The following is an 18257-nucleotide window of genomic DNA, read 5'->3' on the forward strand; positions in this document are numbered from 1 at the left end:
GCGCAGCGGGAGGGCCGGATCCAGCGGAGCGGCCCAGCCCCTCCCCGTCCCGCACTCACCCGGGCCCGGCCAGCCTGAGGAGTACGGCCGTGCCGGCGCGCGGCAGACCGACGGAGAGCTTCCCCTCGGCCACGTCCCACTCCACCGTGGCGTCGGCCGTCATGGGCTGGAGCACCTCCGGCCGCAACTCGACGCCGCGCAGGTGGGCCAGTGTGAGCGTACGGCGCTCGGGGGCGTCGGCTCGCTCCCGCCGCCACACCGCGACGAGCGTCGCGTCGCGCCCCCGCAGCCCGTGGGCGATCCATCCGTCCTCCCAGTCCGGCAGGCCCAGCGGCCAGAAGGGACGGGCGCCGGCGATCTCCGGCCGGATGTCCTTGTACACCCGGATCGCGGAGCGGACGAGCTCGAACTGCTCGTCGTTCATGCGGTCGAGGAAGCCGGAGAGATGGATCCGGCCCAGCAGTGCGCCGGTGAGAGTGAACGCGATCCGGGCGGGGGTGTGGTCGGGCTGCGGGTAGGCCCACACGGCGGCCTGTTCGGGGGCCACGGCGGTGGCGGCGGACGCGGCGATGGGCGGGTAGCGCAGCAGGTCCTGCTGGTCGCTGGTGGACTGGAGCTGGGTGACGGCGAGTTGGGCGTAGTCCATGCGCAGACCGCCGGAGCCGCAGTTCTCCAGGACCAGGCCGGGATGCCGGTCCAGGACGGCGGACATCCAGTCGAGGTGGGCGCGGTGGTGGCCCAGCAGACCGGCGCCGGGACTCTCCCGGCCGTTCTCCGTGCCGGGTCCGATGTTGATGTTGTAGTCCAGCTTGAGGTACCCGACGCCCCACTCTCCGACCAGCCGGTCCACGACGGCGTCGAGGTGGGCCCGGGCGGCGGGGTGGCGCAGGTCCAGATGGTGCCGTCCGTGTTCCGTCACGCGCAGGCCGCCGCGCCGGAAGAACGCCTCGGGCGGCAGGGTGTCGGCCAACGGGCTGCGCACGCCCACGACTTCGGGCTCCAGCCACAGCCCCGGGACCATGCCGTGCCCCCGGATCGCGTCCAGCACCTCCTGGATGCCGCCGGGGAAACGCCCCCGGGCGGGCTGCCATGCGCCGACGGCGTCCCACCAGCCCTGGGCGTCGTCGTCGTACCACCCGGCGTCGATGACGAAGACCTCGGCGCCGGCCCTCCCCGCAGCCTCGACGAGCGGCAGGAGCTTGTCGGTGGTCGGGTCACCCATGAGGGTGTTCATGTAGTCGTTGTAGATCACCGGCAGGGCGCGGTGGTCGGGGTGGTCGCGGCGGATCAGCCTGCGGTAGTCGGTGAGTTCACCGAAGGCGGCGTCGAGGCCGCCCGTCCCGCCGCGCACGAGGACGGCGGGAACGGTGTGGAAGTCCTCGCCGGGCGCGAGGGTGTGCTGCCACTGGTGGTGGGCGTCGTCGGGGCCGAACAGGGCGACGTAGGCGGCGCCTTCGCGTTCGCCGGTCTCGAAGCGCCATCCCGCGCTGGACTCGATCTGCCACAGCCAGGCGCGGCCTGAGGGGTCGGTGAGCGCCCCCATCGGCAGGTGCCGGCCGGTGGACCAACTCCCTTGTGAGGAGCGCTCGAAGCAGCCGCGTCCCTCGTGACCGTGCGCGGGCCGGTTCAGCGGGACGACCTGGTCACGGAAGGGGGCCTGGCGCCAACGGCACTCGGCGAGCCAGTCGTTGTCCGCCCAGTGCAGGGTCAGTCCGTCGAGACCGCCGCCCACGTCGGTGATACCGCCGACGGTCAGGGTGCTCACGCTCTCGAGCCGGAGGGGCGTGCCGCCCTCGTTGACCAGACGCACCCGCGAGCGCAGGAAACCGGCACCCGGAGCCGTCTCCAGGACCACCTCGGCGACCAGGCCGGTTTCCGGGTCCGCGAGCCGGATCGTCGTACGCTCCCCGCCGCTTTCCCGGACCGTCTCGTGGTCGCGGTAGGTCAGGCGGTCGCCGATCGCGGTCTCGATGAAGCGCTCCCCCGACCACAGGCGTCCGTGCCCGGTGGCGGTGACCTCGACGAGGGGGACCAGACCGGCCCAGTCCTGGTCGGGCGCCCCCAGCCGGACCGAGCCCGTGGTGTCCAGGACGGCATGCAGTCCGAGCTCCGGGTGTGACCAGAGGCGGGATCTCTCGAGTGTTCCGACGGCTGCGGTCAACGGATTTCCCTTCCCCGGCACACCCACGATGTGACCGCTCACCATCCTCACACGGATGTGACCGGTCACACAAGCAGGCGCAGCGAGGGCCGGGCCTGCTGGAGGGCGACCGGCCCGACAGCTGTTGACCTGCTCGCATAGAGTTCCGCCATGAGCAGCAACGGCACCGAGTCCGGGGGTACGTCCAGCGGCGGTGTGCAGTCCGTCGACCGGGCTGTCACCGTGCTGGAGATCCTCGCCCAGCGTGGCGAGGCAGGCGTCAGTGAAGTGGCCGAGGCGATCGACGTCCACAAGTCCACCGCGTTCCGTCTGCTGGGCGCGCTGGAGGCGCACGGGATGGTGGAGCAGGAGGGTGAGCGCGGGAAGTACCGCCTCGGATTCGGCATCGTGCGCCTGGCCGGCGCGGTCACCGGGCGCATCGACGTCACCAAGCACGGCCGCGGGATCTGTGAGCGCCTCGCCGACAAACTGGGCGAGACGATGAACATCGCGGTCCTGGAGTCCCACCATGTGATCAACCTCGACCAGGTGCGCGGCCGGTCCGCCATCACCGCACAGAACTGGGTCGGCCGGCTGACGCCGATGCACTGCACGTCGAGCGGCAAGGTCCTGCTCGCGCATCTCACGGAGCAGCGCCGGGAGGAGCTCGTCGCCGTGGCCGGGCTCGACCGGATGACCTCCCGCACGCTGACCTCCCGGCAGAAGCTGGAGGCGGAGCTGGTCCGGGTCCGCGAGCAGGGCTACGCCCTGACGGTCGAGGAGTACGAGGAGGGCCTCAACGCCATGGCGGCGCCGGTTCGTTCCGGCGACGGCAAGGTCGTCGCCGCCCTCACCGCCTCGGGTCCCGCGTTCCGTCTCACCGAGGAGCGGATGCACGAGCTGGCACCGGTGCTGATCGAGGGCGCCGACGAACTCAGCCACCGGCTCGGCTACTTGGGCTGATACGGGCCGGGCGCTGGGACGCCCGGCCCGTGGCTATGACCCGCTCAGCCCCGAAGGCGGGACATCGCCGGGTCGAACAGCGGCTCCTCGGCCACCACCGCCTCCACGCGCTGGTCGAAGTACCCGATGTGCAGCGCACGGCCGGCCACGGCGAGCTCCGCGGGCAGCCAGGCGTACGCGATGCCCTTGCCGATCGTGTGGCCGAAGGCCGCGCTGGTGACGTGGCCGACCGCGCGCTGTCCGTCGTACACCGGCTCCTTGCCCATGACGACGGCCCGCGGGTCCTCGATCGTCAGACAGGTCAGCTTCCGCCGCACGTCGGCCCTGCGTCGTTCCAGTGCCGCCTTCCCGACGAAGTCCTCCTTGTCGGCCTTGACGGCGAAGCCGACGCCGGCCTCGTACGGGTCGTGCTCGTAGGTCATGTCGGTGCCGAAGGAGCGGTAGCCCTTCTCCAGGCGGAGGCTGTTGAACGCGCCCCGCCCGGCCGCGATCCCGCCCAGCGGGCGGGCCGCCCGCCACAGCGTGTCCCACAGCTTCAGGCCCTGGTCGGCGGTGGTGTACAGCTCCCAGCCGACCTTCGCCCAGTTCACCATCGCCGACCGGGCGAAGCAGGAGACGGCCGTCGCCCGCGGCGTGGGTGATCGGGATCGCCGGCGAGCGCGACCGCGGTCTGCTGCGCGAACTCGGCGCCGTGCCGGGCCTACGGCGAGGGGCTGGTTCGAACGCGCGCGGGCCCTCGCCCCGGACGGAGTCGACGCCGTCCTCGACATCTGCGGCCGCGGCGAGGTCCCGGACTCCATCGAGCTCGCGGGAGGTCCGGAGCGGGTCCTGACCGTCGCGGCGTTCGACGCCGCGGGCACCGGCGTCCAGATCCGTCCCGGCCACGAAAACCACAGCCTCCCCCGGACGGGAGCGACGGCGGCGGGCATCGGTTCAGCCGATGCCCGCCGCCGCGTGCGTCCCGCCCGCACCGCTCACTCGTCGTCCGGGAACTCGCCCGCGAACGCGCCCGCCATCCGCAGCCAGGGCTCCGCCTCGTCCGGGCGTCCCTGACGTTGGAGGGTGCGCCCCAGCATCAGGTGGGCGTAGTGCTCCACCGGATCGCGCTCGACGATCACGCGCAACTGCTCCTCGGCGCGCTTCAGTTGTGCGGAGTGGTAGTAGGCGCGGGCCAGCAACAGCCGGGGACCGGCCTGCTCCGGCGCCTCCTCGACGACGACGGCGAGCAGCTTCGCGGCACCGCTGTAGTCCCGCGCCTCGAACAGCAGCCCAGCACGCTCCCAGCGCTCGACGGTGGTCTCCTCGTGCGGCACTCCGACGCCGTCGTCGAAGAGGTGCAGCGCGCTGGCCCAGCGGTCGGGCGCCACCCCGTCGGTGGCCGGGTACGCGTTGACGTTGTCGGTCATGATTCCTGCCTCTCCTCTCCCGGGCGCGCGTCTTCACGCGGCCCGGAGTGACTCGCCGCCGGCCCAGGAACGCAGGCGGCGAGACCGTCGGTCGGATCCTTTCGTACGGCCTCAGACCGCCTGTTCGGCGGTCTGCGCGCCGTCGGTCCCGCGGGCGGCGAGCAGGGAGGCGTGGGTGGGGGCGTCGGGCACTCCGGCCGGCCGCACCGCCGCGAACTCCTTGCGCAGCACCGGTACGACCTCCTCGCCGAGCATGTCGATCTGCTCCAGTGCCGTCTTCAGCGGGATGCCGCCGCCGTCCACCACGAACAGCTGGCGCTGGTAGTCACCGGCGTACTCGCGGAAGGAGAGCGTCTTCTCGATGACCTGCTCGGGCGTGCCGACGGTCAGCGGGGTCTGCTCCATGTACTCCTCCATCGAGACGCCGCCGCCCATCACCGGCGAGTGGTCGAAGACCGGGCGGAACTCCCGGACGGCGTCCTGCGAGTTGTGCCGCATGTAGACCTGGCCGCCCAGACCGACGATCGCCTGCTCGGGCGTGCCATGACCGTAGTGCGCGTACCGCTGCCGGTAGAGGTCGATCAGCTTCCCGGTGTGCTCCTTCGGCCAGAAGATGTTGTTGTGGAAGAAGCCGTCGCCGTAGTAAGCGGCCTGCTCGGCTATCTCCGGGGAGCGGATGGAACCGTGCCAGACGAACGGCGGGACGCCGTCCAGCGGCCGCGGTGTGGAGGTGAAGCCCTGCAACGGCGTGCGGAACTTCCCCTCCCAGTCGACGACGTCCTCGCGCCAGAGCCGGCGCAGCAACGCGTAGTTCTCGACCGCGAGGCCGATGCCGTCGCGGATGTCCTTGCCGAACCACGGATAGACCGGGCCGGTGTTGCCGCGGCCCATCATCAGGTCGACGCGCCCGTCGGCCAGGTGCTGGAGCATCGCGTAGTCCTCGGCGATCTTCACCGGGTCGTTGGTGGTGATCAGCGTGGTGGACGTCGACAGGATGATCCGCTCGGTGCGCGCGGCGACGTAGCCGAGGAGGGTCGTCGGCGAGGAGGGCACGAACGGCCGGTTGTGGTGCTCACCGGTCGCGAACACGTCGAGTCCGACCTCCTCGGCCTTCCGCGCGATCGCGGTCATCGCCTTGATCCGCTCGTGCTCGGTCGGCGTACGACCCGTGTGCGGGTCGGTGGCCACGTCACCGACGGTGAAGATGCCGAACTGCATCGCCCTCACCCCTCCTGGTGGTTGATGCATCAACTATACCCCTGCAACACACCCCCTCACCCGGCTATTCCGCGCCCTCGGCGCGGCCCGGCAGACCAGCACCCGCCAGTCGCTCAGCGGAGTTCCGCCTCCAGCCAGCTCAGTACGTCCGGGGTCACCGGGTCGGCGAGGTCGGCGAACTCCTCATGCCGCTTGAGGAACTTGGCCACGTACGGGCAGACCGGCACTATCCGCTTCCCCGACTCCCGCACATCGGCGAGTGCCGCCTGGACCAGCTCGGCGCCCAGACCCCGGCCGGCGAAGGCGTCGTCCACCTCCGTGTGGAAGAAGACCCGCTGGGCCCCGCGGTCGCGGTAGGCCGTCAGACCGGCGCGTCGGCCGTCGACCAGGATCTCGTACCGGTGACGGGCGTCCACGCGCTGGACACTCCGGATGCCTGAGGACTCGTTCATGGGATTCCTTTCGGACGGGGCTCAGCGGCGCGGGGGGTTGCCGCGCGGCGTGATGACGGCATTGGGCAGGGCCGGGGCGGGCAGGCGGTTTCCGGGGTGGCCCTCGACCTCGCCGAAGCGGTCGGAGCCTGCCTGCCAGTCCTCCCGCGCCTTGACGATGTCCTCGTGGCTGCGGCCGATGAAGTTCCACCACATGACGATCTCCTCCTCGAAGGGAGGGCCCCCGAGCAGGATCGTGCGCGCGGGAACGTCCGAGTCGTTCACCACCATCACGGTGTCGGCGCCACAGGGGACGTAGCCGAGTTCGGCCGGGCGCAGCGCCGTGTCGAGCAGGCGGACGTCTCCGCTGTCGACGAGGAGGCCGTGCTCGAAGGCGGTGTCCACGGCGAGCGTGACCGACGCACCCGGGTCGAGGGTGATCTCGGCACCGAGCAGGGGGGTGAAGGTCCGCACCGGGGAGGTGCTGCCGGCGAGTGAGCCCAGGAAGACCTTGATCTCGGCGCCGTCCACCCGCACCGGCTCGGGCACATGGTGCTGGAAGTCGCGAGCGGTGTCGCGGTGCTCCTCGGGCAGCGCCACCCACAGCTGGACGCCATGGATGACGGTGGTGTCAGGCGTGGAGACCTCGGAGTGCGCGATGCCGTATCCGCCGGTCATGAGGTTCATCTCGCCGGGCCGGACGAGGGCGTGGGTCCCCAGGGTGTCGCGGTGCTCGATCTCCCCGCTGAACAGCCAGCTCACGGTCTGCAGACCGGTGTGCGGATGCGGGGGCACGTCCATGCCCGTCACCGTGGCGTCGACGGGGCCGTAGTGATCGGCGAAGCACCAGGCTCCGATCAGGGTTCGCGCGCGCTGCGGCAGCGTCCGGCGCACGAGCAGCGCACGCGGCCCGCCCAGCGGCACGTCCCGCGCCGACAGCACCTCGACTTCGCTTTCCACGTTGCTCACCGGGACCACCCCTCACAGACTCTGGTTGTCACATCAACTATCATGCCACGAAGAGCAGGCCGCTGACCACCACGCACATACGAGGTGCGGTCGCGGTAGCCACGAAGGAGGAACGCAGTGAGCGAGCAGATCCGTGCATCCGCACCGGGCAGGATCTTCATCGACAAGCAGAGCCCCCAGGCCTTCCGCGCCCTGGTGCAGACCTCCGAGGCGGTGAGCGCGACGGCCGCCGCGGCAGGGCTTGAACGCACCACAATGGAGCTGATCAACCTCCGCGTGTCCCAGCTGAACCGCTGCGCCTACTGCCTCTACCTGCACACCGGGAAGGCTCTGCGCGCCGGCGAGTCACCGCAGCGACTGGGGGTTCTGGCGGCCTGGCAGGACACCGAGATGTTCACGCCGGTGGAGCGTGCGGCGCTCCGGCTGGCCGAGGCGACGACCGACCCGACGAACGCCGACGCACAGGCCTCCGCCTACGAGGCCGCCCGCGAGGTTCTCAGCGAGGACCAGATCTCCGCCGTGATCTGGGTGGCGATCACCATCGGCGCGTTCAACCGCGTGTCGATCATGAGCGGGCATCCGGTGCAGGCGCCTCGCGGGGCTCGGGCCACGCCGGAGCAGGATTGATGTGTCATCCAAGTTGATTCATTGTTGACACGTCAACCTCGGAAGGAAGCATCCATGGACATCACGGCCGCCATCCTCAGCGTGCTGCTCGCCCTCGTGTCGCTGGCCGCGGGTGCGCCCAAGGCTCCGCTGAGGGCGACGTCTCCGCCGGACTGCAGTCGCACATGGGGCTGAGCGCGGGCCTCGTGCGCTTCATCGGGCTGGCCGAGGTCGCCGCCACCGGTGGCTTGATCATCGGCCTCTTCTGGCAGCCGCTGGGCATCGCGGCCGCCCTAGGATTCACCATCACCATGATCGGGGCGGTGGCCTTCCACGCCAAGGCCGGCGACTACGCCGACCCGGCCACCCGGAGGAACACGATGGCTCCCGTCATCCTCACTGCCGTCTCCGTGGCCACCGCGGTGACGCTCGGAGGGTGACGACCACCCCGCTCATCAGCGGGGAGAAACCGGACCGGAAGCGGGTGCCGGAGGTGGTCATCGCGGCGGCGGCGACCGTACGACCGTGGAAGCCGCCGTGGCAGACCAGGATTCGGGCGCCCGGTGGCCTGCCGGGCCAGCCGCAGCGCCGCCTCCACGGCCTCGCTCCCGGAGTTGGTGAAGAACAGACTGTCCAGACCGGTCGGCAGCACCTCGCCGAGCTTGTCGACGAGGCGGCGAAGGGGCTGGTGCATGACCGTCGTGTACTGGCCGTGGATCAGCGTGCCGACCTGTTCCTGCGCCGCCACCACCTTGGGGTGGCAGTGTCCGGTGCTGGTGACGCCGATCCCGGCGGTGAAGTCGAGGTAACGGCGGCCGTCCTCGGCGTAGAGGTGGACGCCCTCGCCCCGGGCCGCCACGACGGGCGTGGCCTGGCGACAGTGCGGTCATGGTCGTCTCCGAGCCGTAGGTGTGGACTGCTCGGTCTGCTCCCGTAGCCCGAACCTCTCCAGGTGCCCGAGCGGCGACAACGCCTGATCTGTCCAGCGGGGACGCGGAGTTCGGACGATGTGTCAGGCGGCCGGGGCAGCGGCTCGCCACCAGGAGTTCGTTGCCAGGCACAGGGCGGCTCTTGCGCAGGTCAGCCAGGCTTGTCACAGTGTCCGGGCGGGCAGGGAGGCACTATGGGCGAGAACGGCGTCACCTTGTTGCCGCCGGAACCGGACGACCGGGGCTCCGCCACAGCGGGGCGGCCGCTCACTGTGGCCGACGTTCTGGCCCTGCCCGTCCTGGCCACGGGACAGCCGCAGGTGGTGACCGGGGTGACGCAGCTCGACCGACCGGTGCGCTGGGTCCACATCACCGAGCTGACGGACCCGGCGTCCTTCCTCAAGGGCGGCGAACTGGTCCTGACCACGGGTATGCCCCTGCCCGAGGATCCGACCGGAGTCCGCCGGTACGTGGACGAACTCGCCGACGTCGGAGCCGCGGCCCTCGTCATCGAGCTCGTACGCCGCTACCACCGCCCGCCCGACGCGCTCGTCCAGGCCTGCCGGGCCCGCGACCTGCCTCTCGTCACCCTCTCCGAGGACGTCAACTTCCTGGAGGTCACCCAGGTCGTCCACACGCTCCTCCTCGGCAACCAGACGGACGTGATGCGGCGGACCCAGCGGATCCACGAGGCGTTCACCGGCCTGACGCTGCGCGGCGCGGGACCCGAGGACGTGGTGCGGGCGGCGGCGGAGCTGAGCGGCCGCACGGTCGTCCTCGAGAACCTGGTGCACCAGGCGCTGATCTGCGAGGCCTCCGGCAGCACGGTCGAAGAGGCGCTCGCCGACTGGGAACAGCGCTCCAGAGCCGTACCGTCCCGCGACCGCACGGAAGTGTGCGGTCCCGAGGGCTGGCTCGTGGCACCCGTGGAGTACCAGGGCGATCGCTGGGGCCGCGTGACCATGCTCCCGGGCCCCGCCGGCGGGCCGGCACTCTTCGTACCCGAGGACGTCACCGTTCTGGAGCGGACGGCGATGGCCCTGACCATCGCCCGCCTCATCCATACGACGACCTGGGAACGCGCCGCGCACCGCAACGCCCTGCGCGACCTCGCCGAACAGCGCCACCACTCCCCCGAGGACGCCCGCGCCCGCGTCGCCGCGCTGGGTCTGCCCACCGAAGGCGGATTCGTCGCGGTGCTGGTGGACCTGCGGCGGGGAGACAACGGCTCCGAGCCCGAGTCCCTTCTGGCCCAGGAACTACGGACCGCGGGCGTGCCCGCACTCGTCGGCGCACTGGCCCCCGGGCGACTCGGGGTGCTGCTGGCGCTGCCTCACTCACAGCCCTGGCGACCCACCGTCGAGCGGCTCAGCCGGACCGCACGCGGCCTGGATCCCGAGGCGGTCGTGAGCATCGGTGCCGAGGTCGCGGACCTCTACGACGCCCCCCGTTCCTTCCGCGAGGCCGAACGCGTGGCCGAGTCCGCCCTGCCCGGGCTTGCCCCGCCCGACGGCAGGTCCTTCCACGAGCTGTCCGACATCGGCCTGCGCCGCCTGCTGTACGCACTCCGCGAGGACATCCGCGTCCAGGACTACGCCGAGCGGCAGCTCGGCCGTCTCGTCGACCACGACACCCGGCACGGCACAGACCTGCTGACGACCCTGCGCCACTACCTCGACGCGGCCGGCAACAAGACCACCGCCGCCCGCCGCGGCGGCCTCTCCCGGGAAACGGTCTACCAACGCCTTCGCGCCATCGAGCGCATCCTCCACCGCGACCTCGAATCCGGCGAACAGCGCACCGAACTGCACGTGGCGCTGGCTGCACTTGATGTTCTGCGTGCCCCTCACTGAACGCCCGGAACAAGCGCACAACACCTGCACACCCGCTACCAGGCAAAAGACACTGGTCAGCGTCCCGAGGGTAAACAGGTTGTTCCGTACTCCCCGTATAGTTGCGTTGTGAGCAACTACAACCCGGATAACGAAACGACAGGGTCGTCGAGCGGCGGGGTGCAGTCCGTCGACCGGGCCATTCACGTGATGGAGATCCTCGCCCAGCGCGGCGAGGCCGGCGTCAGCGAGGTGGCCGCCGAGATCGACGTTCACAAGTCCACGGCGTTCCGGCTTCTCGGCGCCCTGGAGGCGCGCGGCCTGGTGGAACAGGCGGGTGAGCGCGGCAAGTACCGTCTCGGTTTCGGCATCGTGCGCCTGGCCGGCGCGGTCACCGGACGCATCGACATCACCCAGCAGAGCCGCCCGGTCTGCGAGGACCTGGCGGAGGAGATCGGCGAGACCGTGAACCTCGCCGTGATGCAGGAGCGTTACGCGGTCAACCTCTACCAGGTGCGCGGCCCGGGTGCCGTCACCGCGCAGAACTGGGTCGGCCAACTGACCCCGTTGCACGCCACGTCGAGCGGCAAGATCCTGCTGGCCCACCTGCCGGCCAAGGAGCGCGCCGTGCTGTTGACCGAGACCGGCCTGAAGAAGGTCACCCCACGCACCATCACCGCGAAGACGACGCTCGAGAAGAACCTCGCCGAGGCCCGGGAGCGCGGTTACGCCTGGGCCCTGGAGGAGTTGGAGCTCGGCCTGCACGCCATGGCCGCGCCGGTCCGCGACCGGGACGGCGAGGTCATCGCGGCGCTCAGCGCCTCAGGACCGGCGTACCGGCTCTCCGAGGAGCGTCTGCACGAGCTCGCTCCGGTACTGGTCAAGGGCGCCGAGGAGATCAGCCACCGCATGGGTTACCTGGGCTGAGCCCCCAGTCGGGCCTGGACCCAGTCGTGGAACTCGCCGATGTGGTGCTCGCTGGGCACCAGGACGCCTCCCTTGGCGTACAGCCGTGAGCTCATCCCGGGCTGCGTGCGCTCGCACGCGTCGAAGTCCTGCCGGTTGACCCGGTCGAAGAGCTCCACCGACCTGCTGACGTCCTTGCCGCTCTCCACGACATGCGGCAGATACAGCCAGTCGCACTCGACGATCGTGCGGTCGGCGGCGACCGGGTACATCCGGTGGAAGATGACATGGTCGGGCACGAGGTTGATGAACACCTGCGGCCGCACGGTGATCGCGTAGTAGCGGCGGTCCTGGTCCTCGGAGACTCCGGGAATCCGGTCCAGCCCCTCCGAGCCGTCGACCGTGAAGCCCCTGACGTCCGCACCGAACTCCGCGCCGTGGCCCACGTAGTACTGGGCCGCGTATCCGTCGGCGAACTCCGGTAGCACCTCGGTGAGTTCGGGGTGGATCGTCGCGCAGTGGTAGCACTCCATGAAGTTCTCGACGATGAGTTTCCAGTTCGCCTTGACGTCATAGACGATCCGCCGGCCGACCTCCAGCCCCCCGATGTCGTAGTGCTCGATCGACTCGGTGTCGCCCAGGCGCGCGATCACGTCCTGGACGACCTCGTCGAAGGGCGGCGGGTCCTCCGCGAGGCACACCCAGACATAGCCCAGCCATTCGCGCACCGCCACGCTCGCGAGGCCGTACTCGGTACGGCCCACGTCCAGCATCTTCGTCAGGTTCGGCGCCGCCACGAGCTTGCCCGTCAGGTCGTACGTCCAGGCGTGGTACGGGCATTGGAAGGCTCGCTTGACCTCGCCGGACTCCTCGGTGCACAGCTTGGCGCCGCGGTGCCGGCAGACGTTGAAGTAGGCGCGGATCGAGTTGTCCCGTGCCCGCGTGACGAGGATGCTCTCGCGGCCCACCTCAACCGTCTTGAAGGCACCGGGTTTGGGCAGGTCGAAGGCGCGGACGGCGCAGAACCACATCGCTTCGAAGATGCGCTCCTGCTCCTGGGCGAAGATCCCGGGATCCGTGTAGGAGACGCCGGGGAGGGTGGCGATCAGACTGTCCGGCAGGCTGGTCGAGGTCACAGTGCACTCCTCGGGGATCGTCGTGGACCGGTGAAGCACGCCGGGACGAGCGGACGGCGTTCTGAACGGGGCGACAGCGGCGGTGCTGTCAGGCCGCGGCGGCGAGCTGCTTGCGCCAGCGCATGAACGGCCGCGGCTGATTCATCCCGAGCACGGCGACCGGATGGCCGCAACGCCGGTAGACGGCCAGGACGTTGCGGTCGTCCCGGGCGCCTTCCTCGATCGTCACACTGTCGGCGCCGGCGGCGTGACCGGCGAACTGGATCTTCACGCCGTACTGGTCCGACCAGAAGTACGGCGGCCTCGGCGTGCCCGGTTCCACGGCACCGCCCGCCAGCAGTGCGGTGACCGCGGCGCCGGGCCGCTCCCGGGCGCCGGTCCAGTGCTCGACCCGGCGGTGCAGGCCCGCGCGCGGGTCGTACCAGGAGGCGCAGTCACCGACCGCGACCACACCGGCCAGGCTGGTGCGGCCGTCGGCGCCGCACTTGACGCCGTCGTCGAGCTCGATGCCCGAGCCCGCGAGCCATTCGACGCACGGGCGGGCACCGACCCCCACCACCACGATGTCGGCGGGGACGCTGCGGCCGTCCTCCAGCAGGACGGCGTCGACGCGGCTCTCGCCGCTCAGTCCCTTGACACCGACTCCGCACAACAGCCGTACCCCGTGGTCCGCGTGGAGGGCGGAGACGATGGCGCCCATGGTCTCGCCGAGCGGTCCGGCCAGCGGGGTCGGGGCCGCTTCCACCACGGTCACGTCGAGCCCGAGGGCGTACGCGGTGGAGGCGACCTCGGCGCCGATGAAGCCGCCGCCGATCACCACCAGCCGTCCCCCGAGGGTCAGCTCGTCGCGCAGCGCGCGGGCGTCGTCCAGGGTGCGCAGGGTGTGCACCCCGGCCAGGCCGTCCGTGCCGGGCAGGGTCCGGGCGGCGGCGCCGGTCGCTATGACGACGCCGTCCGCCCGTACCTCGCTGCCGTCGGCGAGCCGTACGGCGCGCTGCGGGCCGTCGAGACCGACAGCGCGGACACCGAGCAGCCACTGTGCCCGCAGGTCCTCGGTGTCCGGCTCCAGCGCGAGATCGGCCTCGGCGAGGGAGCCGGCCAGGAACTCCTTGGACAACGGGGGCCTGTCGTACGGGCGGTGGAGTTCGTCGCCGATGACGACGAGCCGCCCGTCGTAGCCCTGTTTCCGCAGCGAGCGCGCCGCCGACAGACCGGCGAGCGAGGCGCCGACCACGGCGACCGTCCTCACGCGGGTCCGCCGGCGAGCCGGGCCGCGACACAGGGCGGCAGGTTGGGCGCGTCCAGGGACAGCTGGACGTAGATCATGCCGTCCTCGACGTGGACCTCGTGGGTGCGGACCGGGCGCTTGGCCGGTGGGGCGTCGACGGCGCCGGTCCGCAGGTCGAACTTCGAGGCGTGCAGCGGGCATTCGACCTCGCAGCCCTCCAGCCAGCCGTCGGCGAGCGAGGCGTCCTGATGGGTGCAGGTGTCGTCGATGGCGAAGACCTCGCCGTCGTCGGTGTGGAACACCGAGACCGGCGGATCGATGTCGAGCCGGTAGGCCTCGCCTCGAGGAAGGTCCACGAGACGGCACGCGGGAATCATCATGACACCTCGGTGCGTATAGCGAAACGGATTGCGTTGAACGCAACGTCAGTTTGAGGGCGCCCACAAACCCTTGTCAAGGCGTCCAGAAGACGGACCCACCCTTTGTTTCCCGTTGCCTGGTGCGCAACATCATGCGCCATAGGAAACAAATGACACCCGCCCCTCACAGCACCACCACGGACCGAAGCACCTCACCGCGGTGCATCTTCTCGAACGCCTTCTCCACGTCCCCGAGGCCGATGGTCTCGGAGACGAAGGCGTCCAGGTCGAAGCGTCCGCCCAGGTAGAGGTCGATGAGGGCGGGGAAGTCGCGGGAGGGCAGACAGTCGCCGTACCAGCTGGACTTCAGCGCGCCGCCCCGCCCGAAGACGTCGAGCAGCGGCAGCTCCAGCTTCATCTCCGGAGTCGGCACACCGACCAGGACGACGGTGCCGGCGAGGTCGCGGGCGTAGAAGGCCTGTTCGTACGTCTCGGGGCGGCCGACCGCCTCCACGACCACGTCGGCGCCGAAGCCGCCGGTCAGCTCGCGCACCGCCGCCACGACGTCCGCCGTGGAGCCGTCGACGGTGTGGGTGGCGCCCATCCGCGCGGCCCGTTCCAGCTTGCTCGGGTCGACGTCGACGGCGATGACCTTGGTCGCGCCGGCGAGCCGTGCCCCCACGACCGCGGCCATGCCGACCCCGCCGCAGCCGATGACGGCGACGGAGTCCCCACGGCCGACGGCGCCGGTGTTCACGGCCGCGCCGAAGCCCGCCATGACACCGCAGCCGAGGAGTCCCGCGGCGGTTGCCGGGGCCGCCGGGTCCACCTTGGTGCACTGCCCCGCGGCGACCAGGGTCTTCTCCGCGAAGGGGCCGATGCCGAGGGCGGGCGTGAGAGGGGTGCCGTCGAGCAGCGTCATCCGCTGGGCCGCGTTGTGGGTGGCGAAGCAGTACCACGGCTTGCCCTTGGCGCAGGCCCGGCACGTACCGTAGACCGCACGCCAGTTGAGGATGACGAAGTCGCCCGGCTCGACGCAGGTGACGCCCTCTCCGACGGCTTCGACGCGGCCGGCCGCCTCGTGCCCGAGCAGGAAGGGGAAGTCGTCGCCGATCCCGCCCTCGCGGTAGTGGAGATCGGTGTGGCAGACGCCGCACGCCTCGACCTTCACCAGTGCCTCGCCGGGCCCCGGATCGGGCACCACGATCGTCTCGACGGAGACCGGGGCGGAGTTCGGGATCTCCCGCCCCGAGCTGTTCGCGGTGATGGTCGGGGCCACCGGCCGGGGGGCGGACATGGCACACCGCGCGGGCTTGGAGATCCTCCACGGCCGGGTGCACCGGCTGGCGGCCGGGGGGTGGCTGCGGGTCGACGAGGAGCTGGCCGCACAGATCATCCAGGCGACCGGCCGAGGTGCGGTCATCACCTGGCACTCCACCCCGGCGGAACGCCGCAATCCGGCGCTGCTGACCGTCCTCCGCGAGGCCATGGTCGCCGCCGTCACCCGCGCCGAACCGACGGTGCCCGCGGCGGAGAGCGGCCCCGCCGCGGCGGCCCGCGCGCTGCGCGCCGCTCTCCCCGACGACGCCGAGGTCCTGAGCGACGCCGAGCAGCGCCTGCTGCGCGAGTGGCTCACCCGCCTGGCAGCGGACGGTGGCGCTCCGCACGCCTGATCGCGCGTCAGGGACCCTCGTGCGGGTCAGGCCTCGTTGACCACCCCGGCTCCGCCGAGTCTCCCGTCACTCCCCCACGTAAGCCGCCAGATGCTCCGCCGTGATCGTCGCCCCGGTGGCGATCAGCTCCCCCGGCGTCCCCTCGAACACGATCCGCCCGCCGTCGTGCCCCGCGCCCGGGCCGAGGTCGATGATCCAGTCGGCGTGGGCCATGACCGCCTGGTGGTGTTCGACGACGATGACGGACTTGCCGGAGTCGACGAGACGGTCGAGGAGGCCGAGCAACTGCTCGACGTCGGCGAGGTGAAGGCCGGTGGTCGGCTCGTCGAGGATGTACACCCCGCCCTTCTCCCCCATGTGCGTCGCCAGCTTCAGCCGCTGCCGCTCACCGCCGGACAGCGTGGTGAGCGGCTGACCGAGGGTGAGATAGCCGAGCCCGACGTCGGAGAGCCGCTCGAGGATCTTGTGCGCGGTCGGCGTGCGCGCCTCACCGGCCCCGAAGAACTCCTCGGCCTCCGTCACCGGCATCGCGAGCACCTCGCTGATGTCCCGCCCGCCGAGGTGGTACTCGAGGACCGACGCCTGGAACCGCTTCCCCTCGCACTCCTCGCAGGTGGTGGCGACCCCGGCCATCATCGCGAGGTCGGTGTAGACGACCCCGGCCCCGTTGCAGGTGGGGCACGCCCCCTCGGAGTTGGCGCTGAACAGCGCCGGCTTCACGCCGTTGGCCTTCGCGAACGCCTTGCGGATCGGTTCGAGGAGTCCGGTGTACGTCGCCGGGTTGCTGCGCCGCGAGCCACGGATCGCGCCCTGGTCCACGGACACCACGCCCTCGGTGGCCGGAATCGACCCGTGCACCAGCGAGCTCTTGCCGGACCCCGCGACGCCGGTGATCACGGTCAGCACCCCGAGCGGGATGTCGACGTCGACGCCCTGGAGGTTGTGCGTGCTCGCACCGCGGATCTCCAGCGCGCCGGTCGCCTTGCGGACCGTGTCCTTGAGACCGGCACGGTCGTCGAAGTGGCGCCCGGTGACGGTGTCGCTGGTCCGCAGCCCCTCGACGGTGCCCTCGAAGCAGACCGAACCGCCCGCCGTACCGGCCCCCGGACCGAGGTCGACGACATGGTCGGCGATCGCGATCGTCTCCGGCTTGTGCTCCACGACGAGCACGGTGTTGCCCTTGTCCCGCAGGCGCAGCAGCAGGTTGTTCATGCGCTGGATGTCATGGGGGTGCAGCCCGATGGTCGGCTCGTCGAAGACGTACGTGACATCGGTGAGCGAGGAGCCGAGATGCCGGATCATCTTGGTGCGCTGCGCCTCGCCGCCGGACAGCGTGCCCGAGGACCGGTCGAGGGAGAGATAGCCGAGCCCGATCTCCACGAACGAGTCGAGGGTCTCCCCCAGCGCCGTCAGCAGCGGCCCGACCGACGGCTCGTCCAGGGCCCGCACCCACTCGGCGAGGTCGCTGATCTGCATCGCGCAGGCGTCGGCGATGCTGATCCCCTTGATCTTGGAGGAGCGGGCGCCCTCGCTCAGCCGGGTGCCCTCGCACTCGGGACAGACCATGAAGGTGATCGCACGGTCCACGAACTCGCGGATGTGCGGCTGCATCGACTCACGGTCCTTGGCGAGCATCGACTTCTGGATCCGCGGGACGAGACCCTCGTAGGTCATGTTGATGCCCGCGATCTTCATCCGGGTCGGCTCGCGGTACAGGAAGTCCTGGAGCTCCCGCTTGGTGAACCTCCGGATCGGCTTGTCCGCGTCGAAGAAGCCGGACTCGCTGTAGAGGCGGTAGTTCCAGCCGCCGGCCTTGTAGCCCGGGATGGTCATCGCGCCCTCGGCGAGCGACTTGGAGTCGTCGTAGAGCTGGGTGAGGTCGATGTCGTTGACCGTGCCCCGGCCCTCGCAGCGCGGGCACATGCCGCCGACGATGCTGAAGCTGCGGCGCTCCTTCACGGTCTGTCCGCCGCGCTCCATGGTCACCGCGCCCGCCCCGCTGATCGAGGCGACGTTGAAGGAGAACGCCTTGGGCGAGCCGATGTGCGGGGTCCCGAGTCTGCTGAACAGGATCCGCAGCATCGCGTTGGTGTCGGTGACGGTGCCCACGGTGGAGCGCGGGTCACCGCCGAGGCGCTGCTGGTCGACGGTGATGGCGGTGGTCAGGCCGTCGAGGACGTCGACCTCGGGCCGTCCCAGGGTCGGCATGAAGCCCTGCACGAAGGCGCTGTAGGTCTCGTTGATCAACCGCTGCGACTCGGCCGCGATGGTGTCGAACACCAGCGAGCTCTTGCCGGAGCCGGAGACTCCGGTGAAGACCGTGAGCCGGCGCTTCGGGATCTCGATGCTGACGTCCTTGAGGTTGTTCTCGCGTGCCCCGTGCACGCGGATCAGGTCATGGCTGTCGGCAGCGTGCTGCGCGCCCGTACTCGTGGCCTTGCTCATGGTGACTTGTCCTCCC

The 18257-nt window shown here is 70.8% G+C and carries 15 protein-coding genes and 3 pseudogenes; 6 read left to right on the forward strand and 12 right to left on the reverse strand.

Features of this window, described 5'->3' with window-relative positions:
- Window positions 1–55 precede the first annotated feature (55 nt).
- Window positions 56–2161: an alpha-galactosidase gene (locus AQJ46_RS24070; RefSeq protein ID WP_059207569.1), complete on the reverse strand. Its 2106-nt coding sequence runs from the start codon at window positions 2159–2161 to the stop codon at window positions 56–58.
- A gap of 150 nt (window positions 2162–2311) precedes the next feature.
- Between AQJ46_RS24070 and AQJ46_RS24075 the strand changes: the two genes are divergently transcribed.
- Entirely contained in the window at window positions 2312–3103 is a 792-nt protein-coding gene (locus AQJ46_RS24075; protein WP_059207570.1) for an IclR family transcriptional regulator, read from the forward strand.
- Window positions 3104–3147: 44 nt separating this feature from the next.
- Here the strand turns inward: AQJ46_RS24075 and AQJ46_RS24080 are convergent.
- The 5 genes and pseudogenes from AQJ46_RS24080 to AQJ46_RS24100 all read right to left on the reverse strand — a co-directional run.
- Window positions 3148–3681 (reverse strand): annotated as a pseudogene (locus AQJ46_RS24080) (glycine cleavage T C-terminal barrel domain-containing protein); the annotation flags it as partial.
- Between the two features lie 396 nt (window positions 3682–4077).
- Window positions 4078–4509: a tetratricopeptide repeat protein gene (locus AQJ46_RS24085; protein WP_059207572.1), complete on the reverse strand. Its 432-nt coding sequence runs from the start codon at window positions 4507–4509 to the stop codon at window positions 4078–4080.
- Window positions 4510–4620: 111 nt separating this feature from the next.
- A complete protein-coding gene (locus AQJ46_RS24090) occupies window positions 4621–5727 on the reverse strand; it encodes an LLM class flavin-dependent oxidoreductase (protein WP_059207573.1) in 1107 nt (368 codons plus the stop codon).
- A 113-nt stretch (window positions 5728–5840) separates the two neighbouring features.
- Window positions 5841–6179, reverse strand: a complete 339-nt coding sequence (locus tag AQJ46_RS57300) for a GNAT family N-acetyltransferase (RefSeq protein ID WP_059207574.1) — start codon at window positions 6177–6179, stop codon at window positions 5841–5843.
- A gap of 21 nt (window positions 6180–6200) precedes the next feature.
- Window positions 6201–7127, reverse strand: a complete 927-nt coding sequence (locus AQJ46_RS24100) for a pirin family protein (RefSeq protein WP_225887385.1) — start codon at window positions 7125–7127, stop codon at window positions 6201–6203.
- A 117-nt stretch (window positions 7128–7244) separates the two neighbouring features.
- On the opposite strand from AQJ46_RS24100, the gene AQJ46_RS24105 reads away from it, so the two are divergent.
- Window positions 7245–7754, forward strand: coding sequence for a carboxymuconolactone decarboxylase family protein (locus tag AQJ46_RS24105; RefSeq protein WP_059207576.1), 510 nt, complete (start codon window positions 7245–7247; stop codon window positions 7752–7754).
- Between the two features lie 164 nt (window positions 7755–7918).
- Window positions 7919–8173, forward strand: coding sequence for a DoxX family protein (locus tag AQJ46_RS24110; protein WP_059207577.1), 255 nt, complete (start codon window positions 7919–7921; stop codon window positions 8171–8173).
- On the opposite strand, the pseudogene AQJ46_RS24115 reads toward AQJ46_RS24110, so the two are convergent.
- Window positions 8169–8592 (reverse strand): annotated as a pseudogene (locus tag AQJ46_RS24115) (aminotransferase class III-fold pyridoxal phosphate-dependent enzyme); the annotation flags it as partial. The gene AQJ46_RS24110 and the pseudogene AQJ46_RS24115 sit on opposite strands and share 5 nt — an antisense overlap.
- 264 nt (window positions 8593–8856) lie before the next feature.
- Here AQJ46_RS24115 and AQJ46_RS24120 point away from each other — a divergent pair.
- Window positions 8857–10515 carry a PucR family transcriptional regulator gene (locus AQJ46_RS24120; RefSeq protein ID WP_059207578.1) on the forward strand — a complete coding sequence of 553 codons (1659 nt, stop codon included), beginning with the start codon at window positions 8857–8859 and terminating at the stop codon, window positions 10513–10515.
- 159 nt (window positions 10516–10674) lie between these two features.
- Window positions 10675–11421, forward strand: coding sequence for an IclR family transcriptional regulator (locus AQJ46_RS24125; RefSeq protein WP_059207579.1), 747 nt, complete (start codon window positions 10675–10677; stop codon window positions 11419–11421).
- Here AQJ46_RS24125 and AQJ46_RS24130 read toward each other — a convergent pair.
- The 4 genes from AQJ46_RS24130 to AQJ46_RS24145 all read right to left on the reverse strand — a co-directional run bounded on the left by AQJ46_RS24130 (window position 11409) and on the right by AQJ46_RS24145 (window position 15420).
- Window positions 11409–12536: an aromatic ring-hydroxylating oxygenase subunit alpha gene (locus tag AQJ46_RS24130; RefSeq protein ID WP_059207580.1), complete on the reverse strand. Its 1128-nt coding sequence runs from the start codon at window positions 12534–12536 to the stop codon at window positions 11409–11411. The genes AQJ46_RS24125 and AQJ46_RS24130 overlap by 13 nt on opposite strands.
- Window positions 12537–12624: 88 nt before the next feature.
- The gene (locus AQJ46_RS24135) at window positions 12625–13785 is read right to left on the reverse strand and encodes an NAD(P)/FAD-dependent oxidoreductase (protein WP_059207581.1); all 1161 of its coding nucleotides are present in this window, start codon (window positions 13783–13785) and stop codon (window positions 12625–12627) included.
- Entirely contained in the window at window positions 13782–14144 is a 363-nt protein-coding gene (locus AQJ46_RS24140; RefSeq protein ID WP_059207582.1) for a bifunctional 3-phenylpropionate/cinnamic acid dioxygenase ferredoxin subunit, read from the reverse strand. Before AQJ46_RS24140 ends, AQJ46_RS24135 begins: the two co-directional genes overlap by 4 nt.
- Before the next feature lie 163 nt (window positions 14145–14307).
- On the reverse strand, window positions 14308–15420 hold the full coding sequence (locus tag AQJ46_RS24145; RefSeq protein WP_225887386.1) for an S-(hydroxymethyl)mycothiol dehydrogenase: 1113 nt from the start codon (window positions 15418–15420) through the stop codon (window positions 14308–14310).
- Between AQJ46_RS24145 and AQJ46_RS24150 the strand changes: the two are divergent.
- Window positions 15353–15796, forward strand: a pseudogene (locus AQJ46_RS24150) (TetR family transcriptional regulator); the annotation flags it as partial. The gene AQJ46_RS24145 and the pseudogene AQJ46_RS24150 overlap by 68 nt on opposite strands.
- A 66-nt stretch (window positions 15797–15862) precedes the next feature.
- On the opposite strand, the gene AQJ46_RS24155 reads toward AQJ46_RS24150, so the two are convergent.
- Window positions 15863–18241 carry an ATP-binding cassette domain-containing protein gene (locus AQJ46_RS24155; protein ID WP_059207583.1) on the reverse strand — a complete coding sequence of 793 codons (2379 nt, stop codon included), beginning with the start codon at window positions 18239–18241 and terminating at the stop codon, window positions 15863–15865.
- Window positions 18242–18257 lie beyond the last annotated feature (16 nt).

This window comes from Streptomyces canus (genome assembly GCF_001514145.1).
In the GTDB taxonomy this organism is placed as follows: domain Bacteria; phylum Actinomycetota; class Actinomycetes; order Streptomycetales; family Streptomycetaceae; genus Streptomyces; species Streptomyces canus.